At 63.5% G+C, this 21,215-nt stretch carries 19 protein-coding genes and 2 pseudogenes; 8 read left to right on the forward strand and 13 right to left on the reverse strand.

Translation table 11 applies throughout. The annotated features are described in order from the left end of the window. Window positions 1-69 precede the first annotated feature (69 nt). Complete coding sequence (locus MKK60_RS19790) at window positions 70-780, forward strand: Crp/Fnr family transcriptional regulator (RefSeq protein ID WP_243988319.1); 711 nt, start codon at window positions 70-72, stop codon at window positions 778-780. Between the two features lie 816 nt (window positions 781-1,596). Here the strand turns inward: MKK60_RS19790 and MKK60_RS19795 are convergent. Then, window positions 1,597-1,995, reverse strand: a complete 399-nt coding sequence (locus MKK60_RS19795) for a tyrosine-type recombinase/integrase (RefSeq protein ID WP_313901137.1) — start codon at window positions 1,993-1,995, stop codon at window positions 1,597-1,599. Here MKK60_RS19795 and MKK60_RS19800 point away from each other — a divergent pair. Next, window positions 1,965-3,938: a PAS domain-containing protein gene (locus MKK60_RS19800; RefSeq protein WP_243988288.1), complete on the forward strand. Its 1,974-nt coding sequence runs from the start codon at window positions 1,965-1,967 to the stop codon at window positions 3,936-3,938. The two genes, MKK60_RS19795 and MKK60_RS19800, sit on opposite strands and share 31 nt — an antisense overlap. A gap of 71 nt (window positions 3,939-4,009) precedes the next feature. On the opposite strand, the gene MKK60_RS19805 is transcribed toward MKK60_RS19800, so the two are convergent. The 5 genes and pseudogenes from MKK60_RS19805 to MKK60_RS19830 all read right to left on the reverse strand — a co-directional run bounded on the left by MKK60_RS19805 (window position 4,010) and on the right by MKK60_RS19830 (window position 7,646). Next, the gene (locus MKK60_RS19805; RefSeq protein ID WP_243988289.1) at window positions 4,010-4,273 is read right to left on the reverse strand and encodes a tyrosine-type recombinase/integrase; all 264 of its coding nucleotides are present in this window, start codon (window positions 4,271-4,273) and stop codon (window positions 4,010-4,012) included. 1,095 nt (window positions 4,274-5,368) lie between these two features. Beyond that, a complete protein-coding gene (locus MKK60_RS19810) occupies window positions 5,369-5,656 on the reverse strand; it encodes a tyrosine-type recombinase/integrase (protein WP_409567429.1) in 288 nt (95 codons plus the stop codon). Next, window positions 5,611-5,859, reverse strand: a complete 249-nt coding sequence (locus tag MKK60_RS19815) for a hypothetical protein (RefSeq protein ID WP_243988291.1) — start codon at window positions 5,857-5,859, stop codon at window positions 5,611-5,613. The genes MKK60_RS19810 and MKK60_RS19815 overlap by 46 nt, the downstream gene beginning before the upstream one ends. Window positions 5,860-6,173: 314 nt before the next feature. Continuing rightward, window positions 6,174-6,626, reverse strand: a pseudogene (locus MKK60_RS19820) (hypothetical protein). A gap of 576 nt (window positions 6,627-7,202) precedes the next feature. Continuing rightward, window positions 7,203-7,646 (reverse strand): DMT family transporter, encoded by a 444-nt coding sequence (locus tag MKK60_RS19830; protein ID WP_243988292.1) that lies wholly within the window; start codon window positions 7,644-7,646, stop codon window positions 7,203-7,205. Window positions 7,647-8,224: 578 nt separating this feature from the next. Here MKK60_RS19830 and MKK60_RS19835 point away from each other — a divergent pair. The 4 genes from MKK60_RS19835 (at window position 8,225) to MKK60_RS19850 (ending at window position 10,988) form a co-directional block, all read left to right on the forward strand. Beyond that, complete coding sequence (locus MKK60_RS19835) at window positions 8,225-8,677, forward strand: DNA-binding protein (RefSeq protein ID WP_279604176.1); 453 nt, start codon at window positions 8,225-8,227, stop codon at window positions 8,675-8,677. Further along, window positions 8,674-8,814 (forward strand): hypothetical protein, encoded by a 141-nt coding sequence (locus MKK60_RS19840; protein ID WP_243935013.1) that lies wholly within the window; start codon window positions 8,674-8,676, stop codon window positions 8,812-8,814. Before MKK60_RS19835 ends, MKK60_RS19840 begins: the two co-directional genes overlap by 4 nt. A gap of 909 nt (window positions 8,815-9,723) precedes the next feature. After that, window positions 9,724-9,963 (forward strand): hypothetical protein, encoded by a 240-nt coding sequence (locus MKK60_RS19845; protein WP_243988294.1) that lies wholly within the window; start codon window positions 9,724-9,726, stop codon window positions 9,961-9,963. Window positions 9,964-10,094: 131 nt separating this feature from the next. Then, window positions 10,095-10,988 carry an alpha/beta hydrolase family esterase gene (locus MKK60_RS19850; protein ID WP_279604174.1) on the forward strand — a complete coding sequence of 298 codons (894 nt, stop codon included), beginning with the start codon at window positions 10,095-10,097 and terminating at the stop codon, window positions 10,986-10,988. A 41-nt stretch (window positions 10,989-11,029) separates the two neighbouring features. Here the strand turns inward: MKK60_RS19850 and MKK60_RS19855 are convergent, their stop codons facing one another. The 4 genes from MKK60_RS19855 to MKK60_RS19870 form a co-directional block, all read right to left on the reverse strand. Further along, window positions 11,030-13,066 carry a response regulator gene (locus MKK60_RS19855; protein ID WP_243988296.1) on the reverse strand — a complete coding sequence of 679 codons (2,037 nt, stop codon included), beginning with the start codon at window positions 13,064-13,066 and terminating at the stop codon, window positions 11,030-11,032. Between the two features lie 31 nt (window positions 13,067-13,097). Next, window positions 13,098-13,733, reverse strand: coding sequence for an NAD(P)-dependent oxidoreductase (locus tag MKK60_RS19860; protein ID WP_243988297.1), 636 nt, complete (start codon window positions 13,731-13,733; stop codon window positions 13,098-13,100). 167 nt (window positions 13,734-13,900) lie between these two features. Next, window positions 13,901-14,164: a hypothetical protein gene (locus tag MKK60_RS19865; protein WP_243988298.1), complete on the reverse strand. Its 264-nt coding sequence runs from the start codon at window positions 14,162-14,164 to the stop codon at window positions 13,901-13,903. A gap of 2 nt (window positions 14,165-14,166) precedes the next feature. Further along, entirely contained in the window at window positions 14,167-14,931 is a 765-nt protein-coding gene (locus MKK60_RS19870; protein ID WP_243988299.1) for a Crp/Fnr family transcriptional regulator, read from the reverse strand. A 178-nt stretch (window positions 14,932-15,109) separates the two neighbouring features. Here MKK60_RS19870 and MKK60_RS19875 point away from each other — a divergent pair, with 178 nt between their 5' ends. Beyond that, window positions 15,110-15,847 (forward strand): Crp/Fnr family transcriptional regulator, encoded by a 738-nt coding sequence (locus MKK60_RS19875; protein WP_243988300.1) that lies wholly within the window; start codon window positions 15,110-15,112, stop codon window positions 15,845-15,847. 13 nt (window positions 15,848-15,860) lie between these two features. Here MKK60_RS19875 and MKK60_RS19880 read toward each other — a convergent pair whose 3' ends face one another. After that, entirely contained in the window at window positions 15,861-16,988 is a 1,128-nt protein-coding gene (locus MKK60_RS19880; protein WP_243988301.1) for an HWE histidine kinase domain-containing protein, read from the reverse strand. A 333-nt stretch (window positions 16,989-17,321) separates the two neighbouring features. Here MKK60_RS19880 and MKK60_RS19885 point away from each other — a divergent pair, with 333 nt between their 5' ends. Next, entirely contained in the window at window positions 17,322-18,344 is a 1,023-nt protein-coding gene (locus MKK60_RS19885; RefSeq protein ID WP_243988302.1) for an HWE histidine kinase domain-containing protein, read from the forward strand. 59 nt (window positions 18,345-18,403) lie between these two features. Here the strand turns inward: MKK60_RS19885 and MKK60_RS19890 are convergent. Together MKK60_RS19890 and MKK60_RS19895 are read right to left on the reverse strand one after the other, a co-directional pair. After that, window positions 18,404-19,487 (reverse strand): annotated as a pseudogene (locus tag MKK60_RS19890) (catalase family protein). A 410-nt stretch (window positions 19,488-19,897) separates the two neighbouring features. Beyond that, window positions 19,898-21,204, reverse strand: a protein-coding gene (locus MKK60_RS19895; protein WP_243988303.1) for an IS3 family transposase whose coding sequence is annotated in 2 segments (ribosomal slippage) — window positions 19,898-20,868 and window positions 20,868-21,204 — 1,308 coding nt in all. Because the reading frame shifts where the segments join, the coding sequence is not laid out codon by codon here. Window positions 21,205-21,215 lie beyond the last annotated feature (11 nt).

Genomic DNA, 21,215 nt, shown 5'->3' on the forward strand with positions numbered 1-21,215 from the left:
CAGGCCCCCTTCCGCTCGGATGCCGCGATACCGTTCCCAGCAAGGCAACAAGCGTCCTCGAATCCGCTGATCCTCAAGCTCGAACACGCCTGCGTTCTCGATGAGACCGATAGAGCCGCGCTGTGGGCCCTCTCGACCACAGCCCGGCAGGTCAAAGCCGATCGCGACCTCAGCCGCGAAGGGGATCGCCCCGAGACCGTGCATCTCGTGGTCGAAGGCCTCGCGTATCGCTACAAGATCCTGCCCGACGGCAAGCGCCAGATCCTAGCCTTGTTGCTACCGGGTGATTTCTGCGACCTGCACGTGGCGATCCTGGCGCGGCGCGATCACAGCATCGGTACGCTCACACCGTGCGAGGTGGCCGAGATCCCGCGCACGACGATCGTCGACCTGATCACAACTAGGCCTCATATCGCGCATGCCTTCTGGTGGGCCACCCTCGTCGACGAGGGGATCATGCGCGAGTGGATGGCCAGCATGGGCCAGCGACAAGCGGCCAAGATGGTGGCGCATCTCTTCTGCGAACTGCTGGTCCGCCTGCAGGCTATCGGCCGTGCGACGGCGAGCAGCTACGAGCTGCGGATGACGCAAAGCGAGCTTGCTGACGTGTTCGGGATTACGGTCGTGCATCTCAACCGCACGCTGCGCGATCTGCGCGCCGAAGATCTGATCGTGCTAAAAAGCGGGCGGCTAGACATCCCCGACGTCGCGCGCCTGAAAGCCTTCTGCGGCTTCAACCCGAACTACCTGCACCTGGACCTTCGTTCGCCAGAAGTTTGACCGGTTGCGCCGCGATCGGCGTTGAGGGCGACGACCGACGCACAGGCTTACTCTCGCGGACCGAACAGTCGCACGGTGCCGGCATATGCAACCTCTCCAGCCTCGACAAGGGCCACGACGCGATCCACATCAATGGCCGCGGATGGTAGGCGGAAACGATCTGGCTGCTGCAGCGCCCGCGATCCGACGTACTCTGGATATGACCAGGCGGGAGGCTTCGTCCGCCCCCTCCCGCTCTGCATCCATCTCCAACTCAATCAAGCGATTGAACAGAAGCGCGTCCTGCGTGATGGCTGCTGACGATGCGTCCTCGGAGAGGACAACGATAAGCTTGCGCATAAAGCGGCAAGAAATCGATGGCGACCAGGCTGCCATTGAGATACTCGATATTCGCGCAATGAAATAAATAGCATAATCAGTAATTGTTATAATTCGTTATCATTTGATGATATTATCTCGTCGCGATCGTGCTCAGCTCTGAAGATTGATATTATTTGGGGCATGCCGCGCCATGCAGAGGAGTCTTCCACAAGGTCGAGTGACGTTTCGTGGTCGTGGACAAGCCTTCGTCCACGGCACGCGGATTGTCGTAAAGCTCTGTCCAATCTGCTCGCAGTGGAACGCACCGAAGGCGGCAGAAAATGGTCATTGTGGGTGGTGTACCTACGTTCCCCTACACTCGGATGTGGAAGCGGTCGCCAGGAGGCGACGCAGCAAGTTTTGACTCCGCATAGGTATCCCCTGCCTCGCGGCAGCTCCCGTGACTCAAAGGACAATTGGTCTGAGGGAAGCCCGTATTTTCATCTGAACGCTTGTCTATAGGAACCCGCTCCCCGAGTGCCCTTTGAAAGCGTTCGCCCGGCGGATGTAGCCGACGACCGTGCGCGGATCGCGGTGCCCGGACTGATCCATGATCCTGGCGAGGTCCGCGCCCCGCTCGGCAGCCGACGTGATGTAGCCCGCCCGTAGCGAGTGCGCCCCGAACGTAGAGGCATCGAGTCCAGTCGCGGTGCAGTAGCGCTTGATGATGTCGGCGACCGCCTGCGGCGTCTGGCATGCGTCGCTTTGCCAAACGCTTGCCCGCCCAATTTGCTTTTTGATCATTGAAAGCTGTTGGATTGAACGTCTGGTTAAGCAATTTCTTTTAGGTAAGCGATCGAGGCGCGCGATGTAGGGGGATCCGAATGCCGCTGTTTGACGCCGACCTGCGCGCATTGTTCGACGCTATCGATCGGTCGCGGGGGCGGGTCGAGTTTACGTCTGACGGCACGGTGTTGACCGCCAACAGCCTTTTCCTTGACCTCATGGGCTATACGCTGGCCGAGCTGAAGGGCCGAAACCATCGCGACTTCGTTACGCCGTCGGAGCGTGATGCACCGGCCTATCGTGCGTTCTGGGATGCGTTGCGCAAGGGCGAGCCCCAGACCCATGAGTTCAAGCGCGTTGCTAAGGACGGCCGGGTGGTCTGGATCCAAGCAACTTATAATCCAGTTCTTGACCGCGCCGGCCGCGTTCGCAAGATCGTTAAATTCGCCACGGAGATCACTGCGCAGGTACTGCGTAACATCGACCACGATGGCCAGCTTGATGCTCTGCACCGCTCCCAAGCCGTGATCGAGTTCGCCCTCGACGGCTCGATCCTTACTGCCAACCAGAATTTCCTCGACGCGGTGGGCTACAGCCTCGACGAAGTTCGGGGCCGCCACCACGGGCTGTTCGTGGATCCCTCCGAGCGGGAGGGCGGGGCCTACCGTGAATTCTGGGCGAAGCTCGCCCGTGGTGAGTTCGCGGCCGGTGAGTTCCAGCGCATCGCCAAAAGCGGCCGCGAGATCTGGATCCAGGCCACGTACAATCCGATACGAGATCGGGACGGCAACCCGGTCAAGGTGGTGAAGTTCGCTACCGACGTCACTGCGCAGAAGTTGCAGACAACCGATGCGTCGGGTCAGCTTGCGGCCGTGAACCGGTCCCAGGCGGTGATCGAGTTCGCCCCCAACGGTACGGTACTGGATGCCAACGCAAACTTCCTTGCGGCGGTCGGCTACCAGATCGAGGAGATCCGCGGTCGGCACCACGCCATGTTCGTCGAACCCGGCTACGCACAAACGCCGGAATATTCAGCCTTCTGGGATCGCCTGCGCGGCGGCGACTTCTCCTCCGGCATGTTCCAGCGCTTCGGCAAGGGCGGCCGTTCGGTGTGGATCCAGGCGAGCTACAATCCAATTTTCAATCCGAGCGGCAGGCTGACCAAGATCGTTAAGTATGCCACCGACGTCACCGCTAATATGAAAGCACGCTCAGTTGCCGTCGAAGCTGCTGATCAAACTTTGGACAACGTCCAAGCTGTAGCCGATGCAGCAGACGCTATGAACGCCTCGGCGCTGGCGATTTCCGCTAGCATGGCGCAGTCCAAGACGGTTGTAGATGATATCCATGGACGCACCGGCGAGGCAGACGCCGCGACTGACCGACTGCGCGGTGCAGCGGATGCCATGGGCAACGTCGCTGCTGCAATCGCCGGCATTGCTCAACAGATCAATTTGCTGGCGTTGAATGCTACGATTGAGGCAGCCCGCGCAGGAGCAGCAGGGCGCGGCTTTGCGGTGGTTGCAACCGAGGTAAAGGACTTGGCGGGACAAGCCGCTGCCGCCACAAACCGGATCAGTGGCGAAGTTGCGGGTATGCAAGCCGTCTCTGCTGAGGTTGCTAGCACTCTGGCCTCGATTACCGCGGCAATCGGCATGATCAGCGAACACGTTGATGGCGTAACCATCTCGATGGATGAACAGACACAGGCGACAGGGGACATCTTGGTCAGCATGCGTCAGGCGGCCAACGGGGTGTCGAAGATCAGTACCGGCTTGGATAATTGGACGGTCGGTATGGAGGAGCGGCGTACCGAAAGCCGGGCGCGTGTCCTGCTACCGGCTCACCTTCATCTTCCAAGGGGTGGTCGCCTCGCCTGTTCAATCCGCGATATCTCGGAGGGTGGAGCCCGGTTGCACATTCGCCTGCACGCGGAAGCTCCGGAGCGGTTCACCCTAGTTGTCGATGATGACGGGCGTCAGTTCGATTGTCAGGTGCGCCACCGCGCCGGGGCAAGCGTCAATGTGCAGTTCCTCTCGTTCGCAGAAATTAGGCCTAAACACGCAATCTAAATCTAATTTGATCAGCATCGTAGCTAGATGAATTCGCTCTGAGTTAGTGTGACTAGCGTTGAGCTGCCCTCTTAGAGAAACCCGCTCCCGGCATGATCTTTAAAGGCGTTCGCACGCCGGACGTACCCCAGGACGGTCCGCGGGTCTCGATGTCCCGACACCTCCATGATGCGTGTTAGGTCTGCGCCTCGCTCGGCCGCCGTCGTTACGAACCCGGCGCGCAGGCTGTGTCCACCGAACGCGGCCGGATCGAACCCGGCCGCCCCCGCGTAGCGCTTCACGATGTCCCCGATGCTACGATCCGCAGTCTTTAGAAACACAGGGAGTTTACTCATCGTCCCACACCATCGTGTCCTGGCGGATGGAAGCTACCTCGGTTCCAGTACCATCCACATCGATCACAAGAGCGATTTCGGCATCCCGGGAAGCGACCTCCTTCTCAGCAGCCCGTTTAGCTGCAGGCCCGGCGGGCCTTTTTGTCCGTGATCAGACGGTTTGTAGACATGTAGCGGCACAATCGGACCGAAAAATACTTAGCAATATTCCGATCATAAGTTGTGACATTCGTGGATGATGCACTGCATCATCCTATGATCCTTGGATGGCATATCAGGCTTCAAGGACGGAGAGCGCTGCATGCTCTCGCCTGATGCGGACGGCTGAATATGACCTTGAAAGCGCCAATCGGATTTGTCGATCTCGACAAGCTACCTGAGCCGCCGTGTTACCACGCCTTCCTAGTCAACGCTGACGGGCGGGTGGTGGGACTGGAAAGCCTACCCGCCCGCGATGATCAAGACGCCCTACGTCAAGCTGAAGCGTTCGTGGACGGCCACGCTGTCGAGCTATGGGACGGGATGAGGTTCATGGAGCGCTTCCCACCAGTTGATTGGCCTCAATGCATAGGAGTCCGGAACTCCCTGTGGCTCCAAGAGTGCACCACCTTAAACTGTTACCCAACGGCACCACTCAAACCGATAGATCATCCCACTTGCACAGTCCGCGGCATTTTGGTCGCGGATGTAAATTGTTAATGAAATATTATCATAAGACCTGATCCCTTATGCTGTTCCAAGTCAATGGTTCTCAGCCGGAGTTTCCGGTGCAATCTCGTGTCCAGTTCCGTTAGCCGACTCTAGCAGTCTCGGCTAACGGAACTTCTTAATGTATACCAGAAAGCATATAAAACACATGGCGCCGGCAATCATATTGAGCGCCTTCATAGTTTTGCCAGTTTTGACGGTCGTTGCTGCAAATGTTTGGGCCTTCCACGAAGTTGGCGTGGTGACCAAGAATGACCGCACGCACGATTGACCTCAAGCGCCGCGCGCCATCCTCGGCGTCGCCGTCGGCTTCGAGCTCAACCGGAATACGCCGCAACTTCAACTTTCTGCTGCCATCCAGTGGGAATTTGGCGGCGCGCGCTAGATCTACAGAAACCCGCTCCCCGAGTGTCCCTTGAACGCGTTCGGCCGGCGGATGTAGCCGACCACCGTGCGGGGATCGCGATGGCCGCTCTGATCCATGATCCGGGCGAGGTAGGCGCCGCGCTCGGCCGCTGTCGTTACGAAGCCTGCGCGCAGGCTGTGCCCGCCGAACGCAGCCGGATCGAACCCGGCCGCTCCGGCGTACCGCTTCACGATGTCCCCGATGCTGCGACCGGATAGGATGCTCACTGCACATGGATGGTAAGCGTCATTTTTGGGTGGATGCCGCATCGAACCACGAAGTCACCGGCCTCTGTCAATTTCAGTGTGCGCTCTGAGCCAGGTTCCTGATCACCGCCATCGAAGCGGAGGCGATCAGCCTCGATGAAGGCATGGTGCACGGCGACATCGTCGCCGTTCACGAGAACAAGCGTGTCGCCTCGTTGAAGGAACAGATCCTTCGGATCGTAGTGGCGTCCTTTCTGCAAAACCACACGGACCGCCGTGGATAACGCTGCCCAGGCTGGCAGAGCGACACTTATGGCTGTGACCGTAGCAAGGGCAAGCAACGCTGCTCTTAGGCGATAATTAGAAAATGACTGAGACAAAGTGCATATCTCTTTATGAAGTTTTACAAGACTTACCCGTAACTTTACATGACTCTGAAGTCTATAACACATCATCATATGGCGCAAAACTCCGTACAATTCGATAGGTAATCCGTTGTATTTATCTAAAATACGATTGATGTCGGTTAATTTATTGTAACATGCATCGAATTTGAAGTCAACATAAACATAAGTCGGAGCTATACATCGTAGTAGGTGGACGAATTGAACAAATCACCCATCGCCCTGCGCCGGAACAGCGTTCGCCAGCGTCGCCGCTGGTGCTCGGGCCTATCGTGGTTCACGTGGCAGCGCCAGCAGAAGGCCGCGAGATTGGCATCCGCGTTGTTGGCGGTGTCGTGATCCCGGTGCGCGGTCGCCAGCACCACCCGCGTGGTCCGTAACCCTCCAGTTAGATCGTCTAGCGTCGGCAGCCCCGTGAGGCTCGTGCCCGTCCCGTCGCGCCAGGAGCCGACCTCGGCGTCCCATCACCGTCCGTCACCAAGATGGTAGACCAACACGCACCAATGCGGTCGGCCGCAGCCCTCGCAGGTGCCCCCAGCGCGCCGGAAGCGGATCTCGCGCGAGAGCTGCGGCCAGTCGATCGGATAGTCGAAACATCCGGTTAAGTGAGTCCTCTTAAATACGTGCACCAAAGCCTTTAGGAGCCCCTAGGAGCCGAGCCGGGTCTCGGCCGCGTAGGATAGGCCTCGATGGCCCGTCGTCGCCGCTGGGTGGCGTCTGGGCGGCTCCCGCCGGGCATTGCGGCCCGTTTCACCCTGGCCGAACAAGCGGTGTTGGCGGTAGTCACAGTGGAAGTGACGAAGCGAGGCGACTGCCGTCTAGCCGTTGGACACATCGCAGCGGTTGCCGGCGTGTCCGAGACGATGGTGCGCAACGCCCTACGCGAGGCTCGCCGGCTCGGGCACGTGACGGTCGAGGAACGACGACTGGCCCGCTTCCGCAACGACACCAACGTGGTCTGCGTCGTGTCGAGGGAATGGATGGCCTGGCTGCGGCTCGCCCGATCTCTCTGTCACGCCACCGTACTTCACCAATCCGGGGGTGGGTGCAGATCCCCGCAGGGGACGAATACTCCTGTCTCCTACCCTGTGACTCTAGAGGGTTGGACAGGGCGAAGAAGCTGCCGAGGGGCAGAGAACGGCAATGGTTTGCGGAGAAGCCTAATTGTCGGCAAAGCCTTCAATGCCGTACTGTGAACCCTGCGATCAGAAGAGGGCGACCAGAGCAACGCCACCAATCATCAATACGCCACCCAAGATCCGCCAAACGGACGCCGGATGACGCTCGAACCCTACCCATCCGAAATGGTCCAGGATGATCGAGGTGGTCACGCCCGCTGTCACCAAAAGTCCGAGGAACGGCGCCGCACCGATCTGACGCGCGACGAGGAACTGCGCCAGGATGATGCATCCGCCCAGGATGCCGCCGAGCCAAGCCCACCACGGCATGGCCATGGCCTGCGCCACTGTCGGCCATGCGAGCTTGCCCGAGAGCAAGCCCACGACGAGGATGCAACTGGCGGTGCCGGCTACAACGACCAAGCCGGCTGTCAATGACTCGTCGAGGCCCTTCGACAACGCGCCGTTCTGCCCCGCTTGGACGGCGTTGGCGACGCCAGCGAGTAGTACGAAGCTGTAAAGATACCACATCGGGTGCCCTGATCTGACGTTGAGATCAGTTAGGTAGGGCAGATAAGGTCAATGGCGCTGGGAACAGGAACCGCCGGCACCGGCTTGTGGCTCTCTTGAACCTTCGAGAAGGTGGCGGCCCTGCCGTGGGGTGGGAAAGCAGGGCCGCCGCAGCGTATCGGGGGCGATCAGCTGGCCGCGTATGCAGCGTAGCTCAGCATGCGCCGAACAGGTTGCTGAAGGATGAGCGACGAGACTGCGGTGCTGATCCTGGCGCTCGCGACCAAAAACGCTGAGCTAGGTGTAGCACTCGCTGAGGCGTAGGACCTGCTTGGTGAGACCGCTGTCGATGCCGGCGAGATGCACGCCGAGGTCGAGGCCCTTCGCCAGCGGATCGCGGATTTCTTGACAGATAGAGTTAGGTCACCGGTCCAAACTTGACGGTTTGAGCCGTCCGCTTTCGACCCAACCCGGCCGCTCATCACGTTTCCGCGCCTGCCTGTAAGCGGACGTTATTCTACATTCCGCTGTCCGGGTGGGACCACCTGAGCACCGTCCAACTGCTTGTCGATGACTGCAACAAAGAAAAAGCTGTTCCTCTGCTTAGTGAAGATCCCCGGGAGAACCTCCGAGCTGCAGACCGAATTTGGGCCGAGGGCAAGGAGCGTGTCTCGCTTCGGCCCGTGTGGGAACGGGTCAAGCTGAACGCGGGGGTGGCTGGCAACAACCAGTGCGTCGGCAAGCACCTGGCGAAGTGGACCCGGGAGCGCGCGTACAGCCGGGTCATCGAGTTCGCGGGCCTACCGGGGGCGGTCGAGACGGGGCTGGCGAAGGCCGGCGTGGCGCTGTGGAAGGCGGCGGAGGCCGAGGCTGCGGCGATCGTAGTGAGGGAGCGCCTGCGCATGGCGGAGGCCATCGCCGCGGAGCGGGAGCTCAGGCACGAGGCGCTCGGGATGGTGGACGCGCGCGACGCCGTGATCGAGGCCAGTGGAACGAGATTGCGTGGTTCGCGGACGAGCTCGAACGGCAGAAGGAGCACGTCGCGACGGTGAAGGCCCGGGCGTTCTGGCGGACCGAGGCGCAGGAGATATGGGACATCCTCCCGGAGCAGGAGGCGCTGCACCTCGGCGACATCGCGCAGCGGATCGGCCACGAGTTCGTGAAGGAAGCAGAGGATTATCCCGGGTAGTGGGGGCCGGAGTTGCTCCAGGGCGTGATCGACCAGGGGATCAAGTTCAAGAAGCTGTTCGCGAGCGAGGGCGGCGGCCGATACCGCAGGCGCAGACCGGAGGACGGGATCGCCGCGTGAGCGCCGTCCCGTCCAGACGGCGATGGGCGGTACATCGCGGTGGGACCTCCGATCCGTTGCGGGGCGCGTTCCGCGGCGGGTGCAGGTAGCGCCACGCCCAGGGCATCCCTGTGCATCCCGACGCGGAAGCCGCCCTTGCGGGCGCGCTTCCGTATCAACTCATCAAGGGATGCCCAATTGTGGCATACGGGCCGGTCCGACTATTCCATAGTGTGGGAGAACGGTCCGTCCGAGATCCCGACGAGAGACAGGTCCCCGAGAAGCCGGCGTCCGCTCGTCAGGATCTGGATCGTGTCCCGCCGACGACATTCCCGTCGTGCAGTCTCCTCAAGATCGCGCAACGAAGAAATTAACGCCTCGCGATTGCGGCCGGGTTGGCGCAAGGCATCCTCGACGCGGGTCGAGACACTCCGGTCGAGATCTCGCCAAAACTCGGGCATCTTGTTCGTATGATCTGTCATGGCTTTTTAAGAACATGCTTGGTTTCTGGCATGAAACGCAACCTAAGCATTTGAATGCTCGCGTCTATGCCCAGCTAGGCTTTCGAAAAATAAACTCTTTTGGATGGGAAATAATAAAATCATCTCATCCTATGATCGTATTCGATTGCAGTCCAATCGCTAGGCTGTCGTCTGCTGCCTTTTCGAATGCCGGTTCGCCCGATCCGTCAAGTCGAAGTGGCCCGCACCAGACGACGTCTCGCGGCCGTCGAGGTCGCAAAACGCTTCCCGGCCTCAACCGGCCCCTGTCCGACGGGGCGTTCACGACACATTCCTGGAGCGGCGCCAGATGGAACAAGCGCAACGGACGGCGAGCGGCCGTTACCTCGATGACCTCATCGCCCTCCTGGACCAGGAGCGGGACACACGTCATCGCGCCCAACGGACCGAACTCGAACTCGCCCTGATCGCCCTGCGGGACAAGGCATCTTCCGGGGGCGCGAGCGAGCGGACAGTGGGCCTGATCCGCGCGGTGCAAGTCATGCTCGCCCTTCAGGCAATGCCCATCGGCGTGGGTGCCCTGCAATAGGCCGACCGGGGCTCAGAGAGCGAACCGGGCTCGGCCGTGAAGGCCGCCATCGATGAGCCCGATGGATCATCGGCGGATTGCTTCGTCGCCCCTCGGCGACGCCGACGGCTCTCCTCGACGAAAGTATCCTGATGGCTGTAATTGCGGGGATCGCCCCACTGAGAGCACCACCGGCGCTTGAGCGTCGGTTCGGGAACCTCGCCGGGAGCCGGGTCTACCGCCTTTACGTCCCGTCCGTTTACGACGGGCGGCCCGTGCCCCTCGTGGTGATGCTGCACGGCAGCTCCCAGACGCCGCGCGACTTCGCCATCGGGACCCGGATGGATACGTTGGCCGAGGAACAGGGCTTCCTCGTCGCCTACCCGGACCAGCCGAGGTCGGCCAACATCGCGAGGAGCTGGAACTGGTTCAGGCCCGGCGACCAGCGGCGCGACCGGGGCGAGCCGTCGATCCTGGCCGGGATGACGCGCCAGATCATGCAGGACTTCGCCATCGATCCCGCCAGGATCTATGTCTCGGGCCTCTCGTCCGGTGGGGCCGCCGCGGCGATCATGGCGCTGGCCTACCCGGATCTCTATGCCGCCGTCGGCATCCATTCCGGCTTGGCCGGAGGTTCGGCCAAGGGCGTCTCATCCGCCTTGTCCGCGATGCGAAGGGGCGCCCTGATCCGTCCCATAAGGGCGACGCGGCCGCTGCCGACCATCCTGTTCCACGGTGACCGGGACAGGACCGTCTCCCCCGTCAACGGTGACCAGGCCATCGCACAGGCAAGGCCGGCCGGCGACCTTCAGACCTCGGTGAGTGCGGGCCATGCCCCGAGCGGGATGGCCTACACGAAGACGGTGCTGACCGCCCCGCCCGGCGACCAGGGGACGGAGCAGTGGCTCCTTCATGGGGCCGGCCACGCCTGGGCCGGCGGCAGCGAGGTCGGCTCCTACACCGATCCGAAGGGGCCCGACGCCAGCCGCGAGATGCTGCGCTTCTTCCTATCCCACGCAAAGGACGACGGTCCGCGTCGACACTGACCGTCATACGCTTACCGGCAGGCGTTCTATCCCCCCGATGCTCAACCCGGGCTCGCTTGCATACCCACGGCGGTGGCAGGGATCTCCATCATTCGATCCATCCGGAGCATGCCCTCGATCCGAGCCGCGAGAGCGTCCAAGGCGAACGGCTTGATCATGATCTCCATGCCCGCCTCCATCCGGCCGTTTCTGACCGCGGCGCTCGCGGCGTAGCCCGTCAGGAAGAGAACCTTCAGTTCCGGACTGTGCGCCCTCGCCGCGTCGGCGAGTTGACGCCCGTTCATTCCACCGGGGAGGCCGACGTCGGTCAGGAGGAGATCGATGCGGACGCGGGACTCGATGATCCGCAGTCCGGACCGCCCGTCCTCGGCCTCCAGCACGAAGTAGCCGAGCTCGGAGAGCACCTCGACGATCACCATCCTCACGGCGACCTCGTCCTCGACCACGAGCACGACCGTGCCCGATTCGGCAGCCGCCGGACTGGTCACCGAGCCGGCCGGCTTCACGATGTCCGCCGACCCGAGATGCCGCGGCAGGTAGATCGACACCACGGTACCCTGACCGGCCTCGCTACCCAACAGGACGTGGCCGCCCGATTGCTGGACGAAGCCGTAGATCATCGAGAGGCCGAGGCCCGTGCCCTCACCGGTGGGCTTGGTCGTGAAGAACGGATCGAAGGCACGGGCGATCACCTCCGGGGGCATGCCGGTGCCCCCGTCCGTGACGAAGAGGCCCATGTACTCGCCCGCCGGCATCTTCGACGTCGTGGGGTCTGCTCCGGGATGCGTATCCGGACACGTCGCGTTCCGGGTCTCGATCACGAGGGGACCGCCGTCGGGCATGGCGTCCCGAGCGTTGATGACCAGGTTGAGCAACGCGTTTTCGAGCTGGTTCGGATCGCACAGCACCGGCCAAAGGTCGTCCGCCAGCCTGGTCTCGACCGCGATCCCCGGCCCGACCGTACGACTGAACAGGTCCTCCATGCCGCAGACCAACCGATTGACGTCGGTCGCCTTGGGATCGAGCGTCTGGCGCCGCGAGAAGGCGAGGAGCCGGTGGGTGAGCGCGGCGGCCCGCTCGACCGAGGTCATCGCGACGTCGACGTAGCGGTCGACCTCCGAGGCGCGGCCCTGCCTCAAGCGCGATTGGATCAGTTCCAGGCTACCGGAGATGCCGGCCAACAGGTTGTTGAAGTCGTGCGCCAGCCCTCCGGTCAACTGCCCGACGGCCTCCATCTTGAGCGATTGGCGCAGCGTCTCCTCGATCCGTCCGCGCTCCTCGGCCTCCGCGCGGAGCCTGTCGTTGGCTTCGGTCAGCGCGCGGGTGCGCTCGGCGACGCGCTGCTCAAGTGCGGTTCGCACACGCGCCTCGTCGTCCCGAACCTCGCCGGTGACGCGAATGCGGTCGACGGCACCCGCGAGCAGGTTGGCGTAGCTGCGCAGGAAGAGGGTATCGCTCTCGGTGAACTGGCGGGGAACGTGGCTGTCGATCTGGAGGATGCCGAACGGCGGCTTCCCGTGACCGCCGATGATGAGGACGTTGGCCACCGCCTTCACATCGTTGTCGATAAGGAACTGCGAGTATCGAAACCGCGTCTCCTTCGCGATGTCAGGCGAGATCATGGGCTCCCCGGTCCGCAGCGCATGCCCTTCCGACGTGTCGTGCTCTGCGGTGATGGTCGCCTTTCCGATGACGCCCGCTTTCCAACCGACCCCCGCGCGCACGCGAAGGGTTTTCCCGTCCGGCTGGAGCTCGACGACCTTCGCGAGGTCGGTCCCGAGGGCCTCGCCCGCGAGGCGGCAGGCCTCAGTCAGGATCTCGTCGAGATCGTCGGATCGAAGGGCGAGTTCCCCGAAGCGCGCGAGCGTCGTCTGCTGGCGGAGAAGCTCCTGCAGGCCGTCCGTTCCGGTCGCGTTCAAGATCCTTCTCCGCGGTGATCGACTTTGTCGTGCGACACGATCCCGATCACGGTCCGGGTTTCGTCGGCGTTGCAAAAAGCGTTGATGATTGAATCTCCCACCGCATGTTCCCGTGCCGGGTCGTAAACAATCTTGCGTTCGTGACGCGGCCTCGGCCAATCGGACGCGCCACCGCCGTCCCCGAAACGAACTATCCGACCAGAACCACGGCCTTCTTGACGTAGGAGTCGTTCTGGAGGCTTTGGACGATGAAGTGCGCCACGTCGGCCCGCGGGATCAGGCCGTTCCGCCATGAGGTCGGCTCGACGAGAACCTGGTATCGGCCGGTGGCGGCCCCACCGGTGAGGACGCCCGGCCGCACCAGCGTCCAATCCAGGCTGCTCTTCCGGATGCGGATTTCCTGCGCGTCCTTGTCGTCGTAGGCTCGCCCGAACACGAGCCGGAACGGTACCCGCTGCAGGAGGCCGATCGCATCCCTGCTGTCGCCCGTCCCGAAGCCGGTGACGGACATGAGGCGTCGGACGCCCGCCTTCTCCATCGCGGGCACAAGCACGTTGGTCGCATCCGAGAATAAGCGCACCGGCCCGAACAGGTCTCGGAACGGAACCCCCAGCGCCTGGACCACGCCATCGACACCTACGAGCGCGGCCTCGACGTCGGCATCCTTCAACGCGTCCCCGGTGAACCGCTCCAGGCCTTGCCCGGGAAGGTCGATCCTGGCAGCCGAACGCGCGAAGGCACGCACGCGGTGCCCGGCCGCCAGGGCCGCCTTGACCGTTTCCAGGCCGATGCCGTTGCTGGCACCTATGACGAGAATGTTGGCCATGGGGCCTCCTGGGTGACGACGACCGCAAGGGGCACCGGGGGAACCGAGCCATACGGGTTAATTCCGATGCGGTCGGATTCCGTCGTACCGGGCGTAACCATGGTCTTCCCAGAGACCTCCCTTGCCCTCGCCGATCCCGGCGAAGCCCTCGACCACCTCGATGCGCATCACGCCCGAAGGCGCCGGCGTATCCAACGGGTCGCGTCGTCGAGGTTCCCGAACGTCAGGGTCCGGTGCGCGCCGAGACGACCCAAGGCGACCTCGACGAACCAATCGCCGGCCTCCTCGTGATCGGTCATGGCGAGCTGGACTAGGACCGCGACCAGCATCCCGTTCGCCATCACCAGCATCCCGTCCCTGTCGTCACTACCGGTGTCCACGGCGATCGGCTGCATCGTGACAAGCGTCTCGACGTTGCCTCGCGCGGGCACGGCTAGCTTCCCTGCGATTGGCTGGCCCAAAGGACGCTCCGCCGGTCGACCCAGCGCGCGTTCTTGAGATGAAGGTAGTTCGGGTTGAACTTGCAGAATTCCTTCAGGCGCTCCAAGTCGAGGATCGTCATGACCCTGCTTTTCAGCGTGATCAGCCCCATGCCCCGCAGGTCGCGCAGGGTCCGGTTCACATGCACGTTGGAGAGACCCATCGTGTCGGCGATGTCGGTCTGCGTGAACGGAAACGCGTAGCTGTCGTCCTTGCAGTGACCCACGGCCTCCAGGCGCGCATGGAGCTCACAGATCAGGTGGGCGATGCGCTCGTCGGCGGCGCGGGCCCCCATGTTGACCAGCCATTCCCGCAGGACCGCCTCGTCGACGAGATTGCACCACCAGAACGCCCGAGTGATGAGCGGATAGTTCGCCGTGATCTCATCGATGGCCTGACGGGGGATGTCCGCCACTTGGCATGTCGAGATCGTGCCGATGTTATGGTCCATCTGGTCGAGGATGAAGACGTTCAGGTCGCAGAAGTCACCCGGGACGAGGTAGGCCATGATCTGCCGGCTGCCGTCGGCGAGGACCTTGTAGCGGCAGGCGAACCCATCGAGCACGAGATGGACGTTTTCGGGCGGATCGCCCTCGCTCGCCAGGTCGGTACGGGCCCCGACGTTTCGAATTCGAGGCACCAACGCGTTTAGCGCCCGCCGGTCCATGTCGGACAGCGTCTCGTAACTCTCCAACTTCCGGATCAGCGCATGCTGCATCAAGCCATTTCGTTTCAAAGTGATATGTGAGCATAGGTCCGGAAAACGACGCCGTGCCATCATAGGATGGTTTCCGGACCGATTTCCATTGCGTCCCCCTTTGTTGCGGACGGGGAACGGCGCATCTTGAGGGAAGTGGTCGAGGCACTGCGCCCCCCGTCCCGAGGAGGACGGAACCGTGTCCCACCCCATCCAGGATCAGTGTCGGAACTATCTCCTCGCGGTCCTGACGCCCGATGATTTCGCCCTGCTGCAGCCTCACCTCGACGACGTCCCCCTCACTGTGGGCGAGGTGCTGATCGCCGCCGACACGCCGATCCCACGGGTGTGGTTCGTCGAGCGGGGCATCGTCTCTCTCATCGCCGCATCCGCGGACGCCGGCCAGATCGAGCTCGGCCTGGTCGGACGGGAGGGCATGGTCGGAGTGCCTGTGCTGCTCGGCGCCGGGCGGACACCGGACGAGGGCCGGGTCCAGATGGCGGGGATGGCCTGGTCGATGCCGTGCGGCAAGCTGCGGGAGGGCCTGCGCGACAGTCCCAGCCTCCGCGATGGCCTGCTTCGCTACGCACAGGCCTCGAACGTCCAGGTCGCCTCGACGGCGCTTGCCAACGGCCGCTACAGGTTGGAGCAGCGTCTCGCGCGCTGGCTCCTGATGTGCCACGACCGCGTCGACGGCGACCTCCTCCCGACGACCCACCGGTTCCTCTCCTTGATGCTGGGGGTCAACCGTACTGGCCTGACGACGGCCGTCGCCACCCTTGAGCGCACCGACGTCATCGGGACGCGGCGAGGCACCATTACGGTTCGACGACGAGCTGCCCTGCTCAAGCTCGCGGGCGACTCCTACGGGGTGGCTGAAGCGGAGTACGCCCGGCTCGTCGATGGCCGGGGCCAAACGGAGTCGTGCGCATCGTAGGGAAGGCTGACGATCAGGATGCCAGGGTGGCCCAAGGCAGGGCAATGGCCACACTGAGGCCTTCGACGTCCCAGTGGTGCGAGATCGTCCCGCAAAGCTGCCCGCGGACGGTGCGCTCGGTGAGCTTCGATCCGAAACCCTCATGGCACGGCGGCGTGCGGATAGGGGGACCGCCCCGTTCGGTCCAGACGAGGCTCATGTCGTTGCCGGCCCGTCGACAGTCGATGGTGACGGTGCCACCCTCCGCGGACAGGGCTCCGTGCTTGATCGCGTTCGTGGCCAACTCGTGGATGACGAGGGCCAAGCCCGTCACCGATCCGTCGCCGACCGGGACGTCGTCCACCCCGCCGTGGATGAACCGACGCTCCTCGCCGTCGTCGTCGTAGGGATCGAGTAACGCGGCCAGAAGCCCCTGCAGGGTCTGCTGCGGACGGGATGACCGCTCGTCCGGCGGGGCGACATGGAGATATTCGAGCGCCCGGCTCATGGCCGTGAAGCGGTTGCGCAGAGTTCCAGCGTAGGATTGGACGGATGGGAGGTTGCGCGCCGAAAGGGTGACGAGGCCGTTGACCAGGGCGAACATGTTCTTGAGGCGATGGCTGAGTTCCCGACCGCGAAGGTCGTGTCCGTCCTCGATCCGCCGCAACTGGGTCATGTCCCGGGAGACGGCGAGAATGCCCACGAGCCGGCCGTCCACGTCGACGATGCGCGAGAGGACGACGTCCCAATACACCGTCCCGCCCTGGGCGGCGGCGCGCCACCCATCGAAACGCGCCGTGCCGACCGTGGCCGCCACGGCCAAGGCGTCCGAGGCGACTTCGCGAACGACCACGGGCCACGACAGGGACCATGATCCGTCGCCGGCATCGGCGATGTCGTCGTCGCCGAGCATGCGACGGGCCATCGGGTTCCGGAGGCGGAGATGACCCAATTCGTCGATCACCTCGACGCAGTCCTGGCTCGCGGAAATGAGTTCGCGACCCAGGTTCCAGGCGTTCCACCGGTCGTAGGCATTGTCCTCTGTCTCGCCCGAGGGAAGATCCAGACGATACGGACCGCTCGGCGCTCCGGATGACGGGGGGGCGCCGGTCCGAAGCGGAACCACGTTCGAGGTCTGCACCCGGTCTATGCCCTGGGTCATGGCCTGATCCTACATGGCCTGTGAATGCTCGGGCCACATGCGATGATCCAGGGATACCGTGATGGAATCCCGGCGGCATCATCATAGGATCGCATTTTTCGATTTGCCCGACTGGAACTGCCTTTGATCTCCCCGGATGGGGCTACCCATGTCATGTCCTCCTACGCCCACGATCCCACGAACCGCTGGACATGACGCGATCACGCTGGGTTCTCGATGGGCCATCCGTCCGGAACGCGGCTCGCCCAGGGGGCAGTGCCGCAGGGAGAAACAACGGTCCGCGCCGGAAGTTGTCTGTTTAGGTCTAAGATCGTGGGCCGACAGGGGGCGGTCTTGCAGGAGGAACACATCGCGGCAGGGGTCAGGCCCGACCTGGAGGTTCTTCTGGCCGCGGTAGAGGGGTCCGGCGAGGCCATCCTGATCACCTGTGCCGAGCTCGACCACCCCGGCCCCCGCATCGAGTACGTCAATCCCGCCTTCACCCGCATGAGCGGATACGAGGCCGTCGAGGTCCTGGGCCGCAGCCCGCGCCTCCTCCAGGGACCGCTCACGGACCGGAGCGTCATCGACAGGATGCGCACGGCACTCAACGCCGGCGAGGCGTTCCAGGGCGAAGCGATCAACCATCGTAAGGACGGCTCGACCTACGTCGTCGAATGGCTGATCACGCCCCTGCGTGACGGGGATGGCCGCATCACGCGGTGGATGTCGGCGCAACGGGACGTCACCGAACGTCGCGCCTCCGAGGACCGCCAGGCCATGCTGGTGCGCGAGCTCCACCATCGGGTGAAGAACACGCTCGCCACTGTCCAGGCCGTGCTCAACGCCACCCTGCGCTCCTCGCTCGGCCTGTCGGAGTTCCGGCAGGCCTTCTCTGGTCGCATCGCCTCCCTCGCCAAGACGCACGCGCTGATCACGGAGGACCATGTCCAGGTCGTCCCCTTCGAGGACCTGCTCCGCACGGAACTCGAAGCCTACGACAGGCCCGGCCTACGGCGTGTGACGCTGAGGGGACCCCGAGTGCTCCTTCCTTCGGAACTGGCGGTTCCGGTCGGGATGGCGCTGCACGAGATGACAACGAACGCCATCCGACACGGTGCGCTCGCCGATCCGGACGGCAGGGTTGCAGTGGACTGGTCCATCGAGGAAGCCCCCGAGGGGTCCGTCCTGCACTGGACGTGGAACGAGCATGACGGAGCGCCCGTCGCGTTGCCGACGCGGGAAGGCTTCGGCTCGCAACTGCTCAATCGCGTCCTGACCCAGCAGGTCGGCGCCAAAGTCGACATCGCCTATGATCCGGACGGCCTCAGGATCGCCGTCGCGCTTCCGATGCCGGCGGCTCCGACGGGCGCCTAGGGCCGAGGATACAGGGTCGGCTTTCCAGGCTATGCACACCGGCGCACAGAACGCCGGTCCTAGGCCGGGATCTGGTCGATGCTCGCGGTATCCTGCGCGACCACGCCGTTCTGCCGATGGCGGAACGCGCTCAAGGCTTGGTAGACCTGCTGTCGCGCCCGCATCACGGAGCCGAGCGGCCGATGCGCCGCGAGGCTGTAGGCAGGACGGAACGTCATCACCTCGTCGAAGTAGCGCACGCGATCCGCTGCGTAGGCATCCTGCCGGGGCAGGCGCAGCGTGGCCACGGTGCGGTAAGGGCTGATCGAGACGGGCCAGTCGACCGAGGCGTCCTCGATGGGTTGGCTCTCGGCGTTGGCCCAGAGCTGAGCCTTCAACTCGAACAACACTTCGTTCTCCCGGAAGAAGGCGACCGTGGCATGGCGGAAGCCGTCCTCGTCCTGATGCGGATCGAGCCGCCACTCGGACAGGGTGCGCTGGCTTTCCGTTACCGGCACGGCCCCGAGCTTGGCGACGTAGTCACCGTAGCGGACCGGCGCTTGGCTGAAGTAGCTGTCGGCAAGGGGATGGCTGTAGGGATGGCCGAAGAAGTCTGCCAGCGCGCTCTCGGTCCCGAAGGCATGGAGCGCCCGGTTGAGACTTGCGCATGGTCGACGAGACCGCGCTCTTGACCCCTTCCGGCAGCCCGGTCGACTTGCCGATGACCGTGCCGTCGCGCAGGAAGCCGGCCGCCGTACCCGAGGGGAAGGTGGTCCCGGTCGCGAGCACGAAGTCCTGGGTATCGACGGCGTGGCCGGGCAGCTTCTCGCCGGGGACGTCGAACACCTTGATGGACATGCCGCGGTGGGTTGACACCCGGTCGCCCAGGGTCTCGCCCGGCCCCTGCGCGAAGCGGACGGCCACGGGGTGGGTGCCGGGCGTGGCGAACAACCCTTGGGCCAGTTCAGGCGGCAGGCCGGCGGCGATCGTCAACCCGCCCGTGACACAGGCCGAGCTCTTGGCGTGGCTGGCGCGTACGGCATGGTGCTCGCGGGCCTCGACGGTCTCCGATTGCTGCGTCATGCCCTTGATGATGCCCTCAATCGTCTTCTGCTCGTCCGCGGCGGGCGTCTCGATGTCAGGTGCGTATCGAAGGTAGGTCATGCGCTGCCTCGTAGGGTTCGGGGAAAGGAAACGGGCCGCAGCCGGAAAGAGCGCGGTGGATTCCTGGTGCAATGTGCTGTCGAAATCCGTATTCCGGTCTGGATAACCGATGCACGAGGTCATTCGGCACCAAGGACGACCTGGCTCACCTTGAAGGCATCCCTACGCTCGTTGGTCGCGCCGACATAGGGAATGCAGGAGACATCAGAGGAGACTTACCGAAGGGTCGCGGTCTCCCCATCCTGCAAGGGGCGATCCTCGCCGTGGGGCCCACCGGCCGAGACGTGTAACTGTCCGTCGTCACATGATTTGGGACATTCAGCGGTGTTCAGGAGCGGAGGCTCTGGTCCATCTGGGGTAAGAGGTTAGGCGGCCTGCGCGTGGTGGCGCAAGCGGCAATCCATCAGGGTCTAACGCTTGATGCGTTCCCGCTCGGCCAGGATTCCTTCGCCGCGTCCGAAGTAGACGTCGGCGGGCGTGAGGTTGCTCAGGCTCTCATGGGCTCGGGCATGGTTGTAGTGTTCGACGAAGTCGGCAACCTGCGTCTCCAGCTCGCCGGGCAAGTAGGCGTGTTCGAGCAGGATGCGGTTCTTGAGCGTCTGATGCCAACGCTCGATCTTGCCCTGCGTTTGAGGATGACATGGCGCACCGCGGATGTGGGTCATGCCCCGAATGCCGAGCCAGTCAGCCAGGTCGCTGGCGACGTAGCTCGGCCCGTTGTCGGAGAGCAGGCGTGGCCGCGGCATCACCCGTGCCTGATCGAGCCCAGCCACACCCAGCGCCAAGTCGAGCGTGGCGGTGACGTCGCTGGCCTGCATCGTCGTGCACAGCTTCCAGGCGACGATGTAGCGTGAGAAGTCGTTCAGCACCGTCGACAGGTAGTACCAGCCCCAGCCAACGACTTTCAGGTAGGTGAAGTCCGTCTGCCAAAGCTGGTTGGGCGCGGTGGTCTTATCGCGGAACTCGTCGGCAGCCTTGATGACGATATAAGCCGGGCTGGTGATCAGGTCCTGAGACTTGAGCAACCGGTAGACGGTCGCTTCCGAGATGAAGTAGCGGCGCTCGTCGGTGAAGCGCACCGCCAGCTCACGCGGACTGAGTTCAAGCTGCTCCAGAGCCAAGGCAACGATCTGCTCGCGGATCTCCGCAGGTAGACGGTTCCAGACCCGGCTCGGCTGCGAAGGTTGGTCATTCAACGCCTCGGGGCCGCTGCGCTGGTAGGCGTCGTACCAACGGTAAAACGTCGAGCGCGTGATGCCGAGCTTGTCCAGGGTGGCACGCACCGGCAGGTGGGACTGCTCGACCAGCCGGATAATCTCCAGCTTCTCGGGGGCCGGGTACCTCATGCCTCGTCGCCCCCAGCCCCGCTCATGCTTTTTTTAAGCAGACGGTTCTCCAGGACGAGATCAGCTACGACCTCCTTCAGTGCCCCCGCTTCGCGACGTAGATCCCGCACCTCATCCGTGGTGGCCGCACGAGCCGTGTCGCCAGACAGGCGCTTCTTGCCAGCCTCCAGGAACTCCTTGGACCAGCCGTAGTACATCGAGGCGGCGATCCCCTCACGTCGACACAACTCGGCGATGCTGTCCTCGCCACGCAAGCCTTCCAGTACGACGCGGATCTTCTCCTCGGACGAGAACTGCCGACGTGTGGCCCGACGGATGTCCTTGATCACCGCTTCTGCCGGCTTCTTGGCCGGTCCGGATGTCTGCTTCATCTTCGCTCCTC

Source organism: Methylobacterium sp. J-092, from assembly GCF_022829325.1.
Classification (GTDB): domain Bacteria; phylum Pseudomonadota; class Alphaproteobacteria; order Rhizobiales; family Beijerinckiaceae; genus Methylobacterium.